The organism is Pedobacter jamesrossensis (assembly GCF_042650905.1).
In the GTDB taxonomy this organism is placed as follows: Bacteria; Bacteroidota; Bacteroidia; order Sphingobacteriales; family Sphingobacteriaceae; genus Pedobacter; species Pedobacter jamesrossensis.
Window position 1 is genome coordinate 15222 of the sequence record NZ_JBHSBY010000114.1, and the last position, 13201, is coordinate 28422.

General features: G+C 40.8%; 8 protein-coding genes and 1 pseudogene. 3 read left to right on the forward strand and 6 right to left on the reverse strand.

The annotated features are described in order from the left end of the window. Nucleotides 1-212 precede the first annotated feature (212 nt). From ACFOUY_RS11830 to ACFOUY_RS11855, 6 genes are read right to left on the reverse strand one after another with little or no spacing between them, the layout of a single operon-like run. The gene (locus ACFOUY_RS11830; RefSeq protein WP_378960859.1) at nt 213-1601 is read right to left on the reverse strand and encodes a Gfo/Idh/MocA family protein; all 1389 of its coding nucleotides are present in this window, start codon (nt 1599-1601) and stop codon (nt 213-215) included. 25 nt (nt 1602-1626) lie between these two features. Continuing rightward, the gene (locus tag ACFOUY_RS11835) at nt 1627-3867 is read right to left on the reverse strand and encodes an alpha-N-acetylglucosaminidase (RefSeq protein ID WP_378960861.1); all 2241 of its coding nucleotides are present in this window, start codon (nt 3865-3867) and stop codon (nt 1627-1629) included. A 10-nt stretch (nt 3868-3877) separates the two neighbouring features. Then, nucleotides 3878-4693 carry an endonuclease/exonuclease/phosphatase family protein gene (locus ACFOUY_RS11840; protein ID WP_378960863.1) on the reverse strand — a complete coding sequence of 272 codons (816 nt, stop codon included), beginning with the start codon at nt 4691-4693 and terminating at the stop codon, nt 3878-3880. A 56-nt stretch (nt 4694-4749) separates the two neighbouring features. Further along, the gene (locus ACFOUY_RS11845; protein ID WP_378960865.1) at nt 4750-6459 is read right to left on the reverse strand and encodes a RagB/SusD family nutrient uptake outer membrane protein; all 1710 of its coding nucleotides are present in this window, start codon (nt 6457-6459) and stop codon (nt 4750-4752) included. A 7-nt stretch (nt 6460-6466) separates the two neighbouring features. Beyond that, nucleotides 6467-9835 carry a TonB-dependent receptor gene (locus ACFOUY_RS11850; protein ID WP_378960867.1) on the reverse strand — a complete coding sequence of 1123 codons (3369 nt, stop codon included), beginning with the start codon at nt 9833-9835 and terminating at the stop codon, nt 6467-6469. 50 nt (nt 9836-9885) lie between these two features. Next, nucleotides 9886-11001 carry a FecR family protein gene (locus tag ACFOUY_RS11855; RefSeq protein ID WP_378960869.1) on the reverse strand — a complete coding sequence of 372 codons (1116 nt, stop codon included), beginning with the start codon at nt 10999-11001 and terminating at the stop codon, nt 9886-9888. A gap of 149 nt (nt 11002-11150) precedes the next feature. Here ACFOUY_RS11855 and ACFOUY_RS11860 point away from each other — a divergent pair, with 149 nt between their 5' ends. From ACFOUY_RS11860 to ACFOUY_RS11875, 3 genes and pseudogenes are all read left to right on the forward strand, one after another. Further along, nucleotides 11151-11765, forward strand: a complete 615-nt coding sequence (locus ACFOUY_RS11860; RefSeq protein ID WP_378960871.1) for an RNA polymerase sigma-70 factor — start codon at nt 11151-11153, stop codon at nt 11763-11765. A gap of 303 nt (nt 11766-12068) precedes the next feature. After that, a pseudogene (locus ACFOUY_RS21655) lies at nt 12069-12609 on the forward strand (transposase); the annotation flags it as partial. A 331-nt stretch (nt 12610-12940) separates the two neighbouring features. Beyond that, nucleotides 12941-13129 (forward strand): helix-turn-helix domain-containing protein, encoded by a 189-nt coding sequence (locus tag ACFOUY_RS11875; RefSeq protein ID WP_378960874.1) that lies wholly within the window; start codon nt 12941-12943, stop codon nt 13127-13129. Nucleotides 13130-13201 lie beyond the last annotated feature (72 nt).

The window sequence follows — 13201 nt, forward strand, 5'->3', positions numbered from 1 at the left end:
CTAGTATGTTGGCCTGAACATTGAACTTCGCTTATCAACTAATGAAGAAAAATCGATGTTGAGCGAATTAATTTGTCGTTTCTGTTCATACATGGACAAACCAATCCATCTACCCCCTCCTCGCCAATTTAATAATATACAGACAATCCGAAATTTACAACAAATCTATTTCCGGTGACACGGGGTCAATCTACTCCGGTTTATCCAGTTAGTTAAACTTTTACGTTCATAACCTTTCCCGTTTTCCGGCTTTTTTCGGCCATAAAACCCATCAGATGGCTTTCGATAGATTCATCGATTGTTGAGGTGAGTAACGTGGCATCTTGTTTCGCAACGGCTTGGACAAAATCGCGTACCAGCATCCAATCTCCCCCTCCATGTCCACTGTTTTTGTAGCCTTCAACGTCTTCAGATTTGGGAATGAATTTAGTTTCCTTTCTTGTTTTAAAGTCGTGTAGCACAAGTTCGGTCATATCTCCAACCATATCGCCCATTGAGCCCATAATTCGGGTTCTGCGGTCGTGGTAAGCGGTAAAAGCTTCCATCGAAAAACTCGCGGTTACCTGATCGCTAAACTGAATGCTCGTGATGTAGTGGTCTGGCTGATCATTATCCATCCGATACACACACCTTCCATAATCGCTGGTTTTGAGCTTTTCGATAATTGCTTCTTTTTTATTCGATAAATCTTCAGGAATATCGAGTACAGAAATGCGGCTTCCTCGTTCTGCATATTCCTTTATGGCCGAATAGGGACAGCTACGCTCAACTTTACAACCTGATGTGCATCTATCTGTACTTCCCTCCGGTGCATTTGCAGATTTAAACCACTTTAAATCCCCAATAGCAACAATTCTCTCGGCCTTTTTATTGATAACCCATTTCATGATATCCAAATCATGGCACGATTTGGCCAAAATTATGGGCGTGGTTTGCTTGGAGTTATGCCAATTTCCTCGAACATATGAGTGCGCCATATGCGTATGCTCAATAGGTTCAAAGTGTTGGATGCTGATTACTTCTCCAATTGCTCCTTTTTCGATGAGCTCTTTCATTTTAACAAAATATGGCGCATAACGAAGTACATGACATACCGCTACGATTCTACCTGTTTTCTTCGCCAGAGCTAAGATGTTCCTACACTCCTTCTCTGTTGGAGCAATGGGTTTCTCTAAAAGTATGTCGTAGCCTTTAGCCAATGCCGCCATACAAGGTGCATAATGCAAATTATCTGGCATGGAAATGATAATTGCATCGGCCATTTTTGGTTTGCTGAGCACGTCTTCCCAAGTATTGAAACGATTTTCGTCAATAATTTTGTGTTTTTTGGCGTATTTATCATTTCTAAAAGCAACGGGCTCAGCTACACCTACAATCTTCATTAGCTCTGGAAATATTGCTGCGAAATTTCCATATACGGTGCCGCGGTTTCCTGCACCAAGCGTAATGGCGGTTATGGGTTTATCTATCGGGGTATGCTTAGGGTTTACGGGAATATCGAACAAGTAGGCATCATCGCCAATTTTGGCAAAGATGTCGGTATTAATTACCCCTGCACCAATGGTTAGGCTAATGGTTTTTAAAAGGTTTCTGCGGTTCATGGTTGAGTTGGTTAGTTGATTTTACCTATCTTACTGATTTTACGTTTGGCATGTTGCGCTCAAACTGAGCATAATACTTTTCAAATAAATGGCGTGATCGTGAAACTGGATCTCCGCTGGGGCGATCTGAATAGTGCTCATGCTGGTTTACCCATTTCCATTCCCACTTTTTCATGGTTTCATCGAAAAGCTTTTCATTAAACTTTACTTTTTTAATCATGCAGTCTTCTACCGTTTTGAAAAAGCTTTCCCATCTTGGTTTATAGAAACCGCTCAACAAGCCTGACCACTGCTTACAGGCATATTCCCTTAAAGTGCTGTTTTCATCTCCCCAAAGGGTGATTAAGTTTCGGGCGTTGCGCTCGTAGAGGTTTTTTTCTTCCTGATTGGTTCCCCACGCTTTTGCGGTATTGAGCCACTGCCCAAGCAGAAAATCTTTTCTCGTATTTAAGAGCGCATCCATGTCATCAATGAGTTGGATAAATTCTGCACTATTTTTTCTAAATGCAATCAAATTATTTTCCTGGTATGCTTTTGCTGTTTCTTGTTGCAAATAACTGGCATAATTGGCCAATACTTGCCGACTTACATCAACTAGGTCGTATTGAAAACCCTCTGCAGTGCCCAGTTCGGGGGCCGCTTGGATGAGCAGTTTCCAAGCTTGTACTAAATCCTGATTATCATAGGGAAACCGTGTGGTCACCCCACGAGTAGAGCGAGCAAAGGTTGGCCTTGCGCAAATTATCGATTCTGGCCCACCATTGGTCACGGTGTCGCTATAAGCTGATTTTCTGAGGTATTCCCAAGCTTGCTCAGCATTGTTATTTTGCTGCCCATATCTTCGTTGGGCATAACCTTTTAACCAGCTATCGAGCTGAATTGGCCGTTCATCCCAAGCGTTTTCCATCATCAATTCATACATCACCGGGTTTTGTTCAATACCTTCGGGCGTAAGGCCAATGCCAACCATTTTACCCGATTGAGGATCTGAGCGCACTCGAGCTGGTTCTTCTGCTACGGTTTTCAAGATGCCCTGCATAGAGATGTTACCACCAAAATTGCTTAGCATGTTCCAAATCCATGGTTTTCCATAATAGGCATATGTTTTTTTCCATAAAGGGTGCCGTTCTGACCACAAATCCAAAATAATCATTTTATCGTTGGGTATGGCATTAAGCAAGGCTTTCATTTGAGGTTCTTGCCAAAAACTTGCGGAAAAGTGAAACAGCCATCCCTGCATAATCCACACCGCCATTGGATCTGCGGAGGCCATAGAGGCATAAACCTTTTTGGAAATATCAGCAAGAAAAACTGTATCATTTGATGGCGGTTTATTTTCATTGAAGGTATCTGACGAGTACAGGTGATCTGTTCCATAAGCCTTTTTTTGCTCGTTGATAAACATACTTCCAATTTTGGTGAACATCGGATCTTCTGCGTTCAAGAGATATACCTCTGGAAATTTATTGTTCCAGCTGGTTTTATTTAGCTTAGCGTTGGGAAATCGTGTTTTAAAAGCAGGTGGAACATGGCCTGTAAAGGCGGGTAGAATGGGTTTCATGCCCAGTTCGCGTTCTCTGGTGAGTATCTTCTTCTGAAGCTTCTCATGGCTCAGCATCCAACTTTGAGGAAGGGGGCCACCCCATCCATCCAGATTACCCATCCAAAACCAACTGAAGTAGGCCGGACCACTAAAAAACCCTTCAAGATCTTTAGAGCTAAAGCCTAAACTCTTGTAAACCCTTGAATGAATAATGTTTTGACCAGTCAAGGCGAGTGGAGTATTAATGCCATTCATGGCCATCCAATCAATCTCCCACTGCCAGCGGTTCCAATCCCACCAGCTCATTGAGTAATTAAAGGTGCAATAATTGAGGTAGTATCTGTAATTATGCGGACTTAATTTGCGAATGGTGCCAGCAGGTTTTGGCAACGGTAACGAAAGTTTCTTGTTCGAACCATTCCAGCTGATTTGACAGTGGGCAATGTGCTTTAGATAGTAATTAAATGCGCTCGCCACCGATACCCCATTATTTCCTTTCAACACAATTTTGTCACCTTTTGCAAAAATCTCGAAAACATCCTTTCCTGCTTCTGCTGGGGTTTCTTCTACTTCAAAATGGCTGTAAAATTCAGGGAGCATTCTTTTGATTAATCCCTTTGCAGCAGATTTATTTAAGCCTACCTGAGCAGAATCAATAGAGATGGCCTTGGTAGATAATGGCAAACAAAAAAGCAGGATATAAATGGTTCTTATCAATCGCATTATTTGGTTTCTATTTCGGGTTATATTGCAAGACAGATAGTATTGGAAGGTGATCGGACGCATAGCGTTCTGGAATTGCCTGATGGGAAAGCACCTTGAAGGCGATTGCAGGCTTGTAGCCAATATGATCGATGGTTTTTGTTGGATTAATCACTGGAATGGTAAAATCGCAAGTTTGGCAAGTACGGGCAAAGAGCGAGTCAAAAATCTGGATCGATTCTGCATCCGGTGTCGCATTCAAATCTCCTCCTAACACCACAGGAAGCATTTCATCTTTGAGCAATTGGTTAATTTCTTTTGCCTGCAAAATGCGATTCTCTGTAGTTTTCTGTGCATCCAGGTGCGTAGAGGCGAAACGGATAAATGTGTTTTTAGCAATCTCTATCTTTGCCGTAGCAAGTACGCGTTGCTCCGCCCGTGGATCGCTATTTTTAGGCAGCATAAATGTTTTGCCTTCCGACATTGGAAAACGGGAAAGGATCGCCACTCCATAATCGCCTCCATCATGTGCTATGGCCTTTGCGAAATAGAAATTCATTTTAAGTTTCTGCGCTAAAAGCACAGCCTCGTTTATGCCTCCTGATCTTTTAGTGTTAACATCTACCTCTTGAAGGGCAACCAAATCTGGCGACTGCAGTTTAATCGCCGCCGCAATGGCATCAAGATCAATGAATCCTTCTTTTGATGGTGGATTACCATGATGGATATTGTAAGCCATCACACGCAAGGTACCTTCACTGACATTGCCAGCGGATGGATTGATTTTTGGTGAGCAACTAAAAAAGATTAGTGCAGGAAGCCATAAGATTAAGTGTAGTTTTTTCATATCGTTTTTTTTAAAAAATCAGTGTTCCCTACTAACAGGAAACACTGGAGTACATTTTACCAGCCTGCATTCTGCCCTAAAGCAGGATTTTTTTGGAGTTGGGTAATCGGGATTGGCCACAAGTAGTTTTTCGGCGCAACAAACCTTCTGCCCGTATTCACTACAAAGTAGCCGCTTGCATCGGTAGCAATGGTTGCAACGTATTGTTGATTGAAACTTTCTACGAGGCTTTTTTTCATTCCTCTAACATCTTGAGCGAGTAGCTCACCTGCTTTCCAACGCAAGATGTCGTAATATCGCTGGCCTTCAAGCGCGAGTTCAACTCTACGTTCTCTTCTAATTTCTGTTCTCAAATCGAGCCCTGCTGCTGCAAGCTCTGTAATGACCATTTTTTTCATGCCAACCCTATCGCGAAGCAAATTGATTGTCCGGTCTAAATCTGCCTGTGTCAATGTTCCTTTTTCCAGTTTCGCCTCTGCGTTAATAAGCAATACTTCAGCATATCGAATATGATGAATATCGTTTGAATCTTGACTCACTACGCCAACTGCAGGAATCTCTACGTATTTGGTAAAGTAGTATCCTGTTCCGGTGATGGATCCTTTTTTATCGGCATTCCACTTTGGTGTGTTGAAAATTGCATTAGAGGTTGCATCCGCATCTCCATCATCCTGACCACCCCAAGCAGATCCTGGACTCAAAATGGTTTGAGTCATTCTTGGATCGCGGTTCTTGAAGATGTTTGCATAGGTACTCTCACTGTACAGCGGTGATTTGTCTATCGGTAAGCCGTCTACACACAAATAGCTATCCACCAATGATTTGGTTGGCGAATATCTACTGGTTTGATCTGGCACCTGTATTTCTCTACTGGTATTATGTACGCTTACCCCAGCCACGTATGGTCGGGCTAAAATGGTTTCTTTGTTTGCACCGGATGATAGTTTTCCTTTGTAGGTAAATAAATCATTATAGGCTTTTGCAGTACCTCCCGCGGCATAAAGTGAATAAACATTAAGGTCCATAACGGCTTTTGAGGCCGTTTCGGCAATGTCCCATTTCTCGAAGAAGAGCGCAACCCGAGCTTTCCAAGCTAAAGCGGCGCCCTTGGTAATGCGCCCCAAATCTATTGCTGATGCGTAAGCTGTTGGCAGAGCTGTTGCCGCTGCATCCAAATCTGCAAATACAAAGTCGAGCACTTCGGCACGTTTGTTTCTTGGGCCATAAATCTCTTCATCTCCAATATCAAGTGTTTTGGTGATTAAAGGCACATCTCCAAAGAGAAAAATGAGGTAAGAGTACATAAAGGCTCTAAGGAATTGTACCTGTCCGGCATATCCGGCTAAAACAGCAGGTGCTATACCGCTCGCTTTGGTATAGTTTTCCATAAAGTGGTTACACCTTCTAATGGCTGCATATAAATTTACCCATTCAGAATTTATCGTTCCCGTTGTGAAATCGTAGTTACCTGCAGATATGGCCTGATATTCAGAATTTGGCGGATAAATGGTATTATCACCCATGTTTTCCATCGCTATGGTATTGTTTCCGCGAAGGTTGCTATAACAAGCGTTTACAGCAAGTTTTAATTGTTCTTCAGTTTTCCAGAAACTGATGTCGGTTACTGAATCTAGTGGCTGGCGATCTAGAAAATCTTTTTTACAGGCCGACAAGAAGAATGAAGGGATCATTGCCGCCGCACCCAGCATGCCTGTAGATCGTAAGAAAGATCTGCGGCTGTTCATATATTGGTTTTGATTTTTCATGGATGTTTTATTTTAACTTGAGGGAAAGACCGAAAATAAAAGTTTTGACTTGCGGGTACAATCCACCGCTAGATGCTTGTGTTTCCGGATCATAAGCGTAAAAGAAATTGGTATTGGTAAAAATATTATCTGCAGAGGCATATATTCGAAGCCTATCTACATGGATTTTTTTCAAGAAGTTTCCAGGGATTGTGTAACCCAACTGTAGATTTTTAACCCTTAAATAAGCGGCATCCTGCAACCAGTAATCAGCCAGTCTGGCGGTATTTCTGGTGTCTTTATATACAAACCGTGGATAAGAACCACCTGTATTTTGAGGTGTCCATCTATCCAAATGTACTTCTTGTGGGAAAGCGGCATCTGCATTATAGGCATGAATACCTGACCCTGTGATGTAGCCATTTGCTTCTCCAACGCCTTGCAAAAATACGCTGATGTCGAAATTATGATAGGCTGCATCAAACCTAAATGAATAATTATATCTTGGATAGGCATCTCCGATAACTTCTCGATCTAAGTCTGCACTAATTACTCCATCTCCGTTTAAATCGCGGTATTTCAAATCGCCTGGGGCAACCTTTCCTTGATCAGCTGAAAATATCGGGAACTTTGGCACGTACTTTCCCGTTGCATCTTTTGTAAAATCAGCTTCTTGAGCAAGTCCATCTGTGCGGTATCCATAATAGGCATCTAGGGGATCTCCAACCTGCCTAATTCGGTCGCCAAAGGTGGGTGGAACGCCCCCTAAATCGGTAACCTTGTTTTTGATATCGAAAAACTGCCCAGTAATGCCATATTTTAGCCCTCCGATATTGTCGTTCCAGCCCAGGCTAATCTCATAGCCTTTATTGGAAATTGCTCCTGCGTTTTGATCGGGAACGGTAAGACCAATTACATCAGGCTGCGGTACTTTGAGTTGTATATCTACTGTTTTTTTATTGAACCAATCGCCGGTAAAGATTAGCCTGTTGTTGAAAAATCCGAGATCTAAGCCAATATTAAGCATGGTGGCTTTTTCCCATTGCAATAATGGATTGGAAAGAATGGTTTGGGCAAATCCGGTGGTGAGGATATTGCCAATGGGCATAGTGCCCACACTGTTAAGTACTTTAACATAAGGATACCATTCAGAATAGGCAGGCCCATCTGCTCCATACTGATTACCCAGGCTACCATATGATGCTCTGATTTTACCATCCGTAAACCATTTTTGCGCTGAAGATTTGAAAAAAGATTCTTCGCTAAACCTCCATCCTGCTGAAACAGAAGGAAATAAGCCCCATTTGTGTCCGGGTGCATATCTAGAAGAACCATCATACCTCAGGTTGAATTCGAAAAGGTATTTCCCCTTAAAGTCATAGTTTATTCTAGAAAACAAGGATTGAAGTGCATACTGATAGGCATCACCTGTTGCGGTAGGATTGAGCGACCCAATGTTTAATACGGGAACATCATCACTGACTAAATTTGTTTTTGATGCTGAAAAGGCATCAAAAAGGTAGGTTTCTTGTTGGTATCCACCAAGGAATTTAAAATGGTGGTTGTTTAAATTAAGGGTATAATCTGCCTGCATGGAGAAATTTTGCAGGGTAGTTGTTGTTGCAATATCCCTTAAAGAGTTGTTTGGTGTGGTGGTGTAGATGATGGCGTTGCTTACCGGATTGTAGTAATCTATTCTACGGTTAAAAGTTCTACGTTTTTGAGAACTTGCAATTAATCCATATTGGCTCTTTAAATCAAGTCCCTTTAGCAAATGCAAGGTTCCGGTAATGTTTGATGTAAATTCCTTTGAGAAAAAATTGTTAAATCCTCCATCGGTTGCGATAGCCAAAGGGTTGCTCGACCCACCGCCATAACCCCAAGTACCTGTCGTAAAACGAACGGGTGTAAGTGGAGAACTGGTAAAAGCAGTATATATTGCGCCGCCACCTCCATCTGTATCGGAGGCAGGCTGGTTTTGATTCCGATCGAGGTAGCCGAGGTTAACATCCACATCCAGAATATTTAATAACTTAATGGCCGATAATTTAACACGGGCATTGTTTTTTGCAAAGCGGTATTGATCTCCGGCAATTAATCCATCTTGATTTTCTCTGGCGTAAGAAAAGTAATAATTGAAATCACTGCTTCCGCCATTTACACTGATGGCATGATTCTGCTGTGGAGCGTAATCTTTGATGAGTGCATCCGTCCAGTTGGTGTTGGCAAAATAGTCGGGATCTGAACCGTTTCTGGCCACTTCAATTTGAGCATCGGTGTATGATTTTGGAAGACCGGCATTCACTTGTGCTTCGCCTAAAAGCGTCATATAATCTACCGAGCCTAACATTTTTGGCAAACGGGTAGGTTTTTGGAAACCATAGTAGCCATTGTATGAAATGATGGGTTTCTGGTTAAATTTACCTTTTTTAGTCGTTACCAAAATTACGCCATTGGCTGCTCTTGATCCATAAATGGAAGAAGATGCTGCATCTTTTAATACGGTTACACTTTCAATATCATCCGGGTTAATCCAGTTCATATCACCAGGTACTCCATCTATCAAAATAAAAGGATTAGGATTATTGGTTGTTCCCGTACCTCTTATCCTCAGTGCAGAATTTGATGCACCAGGCTGACCGCTTCCACCAATAATTGTTAAACCGGTAACCGTACCTTGTAGCCCTGTTGAAACGGCTGTAATTGGCCGATTGTCTAGCACTTTAGCATCTACCTGAGAGATTGCACCTGTTACATTCGCCTTCTTTTGCGTGCCGTAACCTACTACTACAACATCATTTAGTCCTAACGAACTTGGTTTTAGCGAAAGTGGGTAGTTGAGTCTTGCATCCACCTTGAAGGTATATTCGTCATAACCTACTACCCTAATCTTAATCACATCGCCAGGCGTGGCGGTAATGCTAAATCGGCCTGAATCATCGGTAGCAACTGTTCTTTTGGTCGTCTGGTTGATTACGCTTGCACCTGGGATGCCTTTTCCAGTTTCATCGTTAACCATTCCAGAAATGTCTGCTTTATGCAAAGCTTTTCTTTTGATTACAATTGTGTTATTTTCGATTGAATAGCTTAATGGGAGGTTTTGAAGGCTTTTATCCAAAGCTTGTTCTACCGTTACGTTTTTTACTGAAATGCTTAATGGACCAATTTGGTTGAGCATTTCGTTGTTAAACAGGAAATCGTAACCACTTTGTTTTTTGATTTCTACAAATACCTGTTTGAGTTGGGCATTTTTTAAATTGAGTGTAATGTTTTGAGCAAAAAGCGAAGCTTTTACTTGTACGCAAAAAAGGAACAAAAGTAAGGCGGTCAACTTTATGGCCTTAAAGGCTTTGAACTCTACTGAGCAACTATGTTTTTTAAGGTTGAAAAATTTCATTTTTTAGTTTGTTTATGGGTGGTTAATCCCTTTGGTCAAAGAAAGATTGGTTAGTTGTTTACAATTACCCTCCTCTCTTCAATCTTAAATTTCACTGTTCCGGTTAAACTCAGTACTTTCAGTACTTCATCAATATTTTTAAATTTAGATACCGAACCTGTATAAGAAAGTTTATTGTTGGTTCGCATGTCTATATCTACATTGTACCATCTGGAAATTTTGTGCATTATGGTGGCCAGGCTGTCGTCATTAAAAACAAAATATCCATTTTTCCAAGCTAGATCTCCATCTACATCGGCATTTGAAACCATCAAACCATCTTTGCTGAACAGCCCTTGTTGGCCAGGAATCAGGTAAACAGACTGCCCTGCTGCAGAAAGTATTACCCTGCCCTCTACCAGTGTGGTGCGCACAAGGGGCTCATCCTTATAGGCCATCACATTAAAATGCGTGCCGAGCACTTTTACGCTAACGCCATTGGCCTTTACGAAAAACGGTTTTTGCTTATTCTTGGCAATTTCAAAATAGCCTTCTCCATCCAGTTCTACTTCTCTTTTATCGCCTACAAACCTGTTCGGGAATTTAAGTTTGGTCTCTGCATTTAGCCATACTTTCGATCCATCTGGCAAGATCAGGCTATACTGCCCGCCACGTGGAATGGAAACGGTGTTGAAAACCAGCTCTTCGCTCCTGGTTTCCCCTACCTGATACGACAGTAGCCCGTCGCCATCTTTTCTAACTCGAGTGCCATTTTCGGTAGCAATTTCTCCGTTACCAGCATTGTTTAAGATAATCGTTCTACCATCTCCAAGGGTTAAAACTGCCTTGTTCGATCCTGGAACAATGGGTTTAACTCCCTTAGCCAAGGATAAAGCTGGCGTTTGCTTTCTATAGTGAAGGGAATACATTAAACCGGCGAATAAAACCAGAACTAGTGATGCTGCAATCGAAAGCTTCCAATACAGTGGTCGTGTTTTGGTTTGCTCTTTATCTTGAATGGCTAATTTTAATTTTGAATAGAGCAGCTCTGCTTTTTCTGGGGATACTTCTTCTGGCTCTGCCAAACTAAAATCGTCAGCACAATTTTGGAGGGCCTCCATTTCTTCTGCTGTGCAGTTTCCTTTCAAGTATTTTTCATAAAGCGAGAGGTATTCAGTTTTGGTCATGCCTGGTTGTTTTATTGTATAGAGCAAAAAAACCGAGTGCACACACATCTTTTTTAAAAAAATATTTTTTGTATTGCCTTTGTTCTGATTACTAATAAATTCACAATGAGTTAACAAAGCCTTTACTTGGGTAAGGTAAATTTGCAAAAATGAAGCAAATCATCCCTGATGCCAACGAAGAAGTACTCTGGAACGCCATAAAAAACGGTAGTGAACCGGCATTTAAGGTCATTTTCGATCGCTATTTGCCCATCCTTTTGGCTACTGCACGGCGCTATATTAAGGATGAAAGCTCTTGCGAAAATCTGGTTCAAGATATTTTCCTTAACATCTGGCTTAGAAAAGGGAGTTTAGATATTAAAGATTTTAAAAGTTATTTTACGGCTTCCATGCGCTATCAGGTGTATAAGGAACTGCAAGGTAAAAATGCAAAGCATCGGGTTTTTTACACGGATGAAAGTTTAGAGAATACTCAGGCACATCAGCCCAATGAAGCGGAAGAAAGTTTTAATGTTTCAGAACTGAAAAAACAAATCAACAGTTATATTCAGTCATTGCCGAAAAGATGCCGTGAAATATTCCTTCTAAGCCGGAAAGAACATTTAAGCAACAGTGAAATAGCATCTAGGCTAAGCATTTCAAAAAGAAGTGTAGAAAATCAAATTACAAGTGCGCTGAAATACCTCAGATCAAATATTAAGGATTATGTGCCGGTCAATTCAACGATCGTGATCTCTGTTATTCTGCTCCTTACTAAAGATTAAGTTCATGCTTGGAAGGCTGTGGCTTTACCTTGGTATAAAAAGAATACTCTATCTTTTCCCCGGTTTGGTGCATCTACCATTATTGGGCAGTTGTAGCGAGCATTTCTAAGACTATTTACAGCATCAATATTTGCGGTAGCATAGGTGGCATAGGTGGCATCAGAAGCTGAACCATTATCTGGCTCATTGGGAATATTTAAAATAATAACTTGAGTTCGATAAATGAGGTAAAAAATTAGTCAATCAAAAGAAAAATTCTTATATTTAAGTATCTTAAAGACAAGTACCTAGGTATAATTCTTTATGATTGACTACTCTAAAATTATTGAAATTTTTTGTCTTGTAGATGAGTTCTGCAAAGATTTTGACCAAACGACCCAACCTTTTCTCATCGGTAAGCCTTCCAAACGCCCTGCGATAATGTCTAAGAGCGCAGTAATTTCTATTTGCTGCTCTTTCATTTGAGTGGCTTTAGATGCTTTAAGCACTTCTATATATTCTATATCCAAAAACATATGCAATCAGAATTCCCAAATACAGTGTCCTACAACCGTTTCGTTGAGCCAAAGTGTGCTCATGCCCATGACCAACTTTCTGAAAACCTGCTGTCTGGGTCAGTGTACGGTATTCTTTTGTAGATTCTACGTCAATCAGGGTTTGCAATAACAAGCGTGTAAAAAGAAATAAGGTATTTAAAGGTATTGGAGAGGTGGGAAAATCTACAATGGGCTGGTTCTATGGCTTCAAACTGCACATTATGATCAATGATAAGGGAGAAATCCTAAATTTTGCTATAACCCTGGATAAACCACTATCAATGGATCCCCTCTCATCAAAAACATTCTACTCATAACATTCTTATATTTAAGAGCTTACATAATATTGAAAATTGGTGCAACGGGGTCAAAACAATTGGTTTGTCCACACTCTTCTCCAGCTTGCATTCCTTGACTCTTTTTGCAATCTGGTGTTGAATGAACAATTCTCGCTTCTCGCTTACACAGTGGACAACGAATATCATCAGAAAACCTAAGCATTCTTTAGATGGCATTTCTGAAAGGAAATGCCATCTAAAGAATTTTCATCAAATTATAAGTTAATATGTATGATTACTAATCTGATTTTTTTATATATTTGAATGATATTTCATACGTAAAATACAAAATGAATTCATTATGAATGATATTTCATACACATATACCAATAGCGACATTTTAATATTAGAACAGATTGGTGAGTTTATCAAAGAAAAAAGAGTTGAGCTAAATATTAACCAGGATTCACTAGCCAGTGGCGCAGTTATCAGCCGGTCTACATTGAGTTTGATAGAACGTATCCGCCCTATAAACTACATATTTGATTAACCCATTATATTTTTAAAGTTCTGCGGGTAGAGCTCCTTGATTTTTTTGTGGTTTATCGACATTATATTTTCC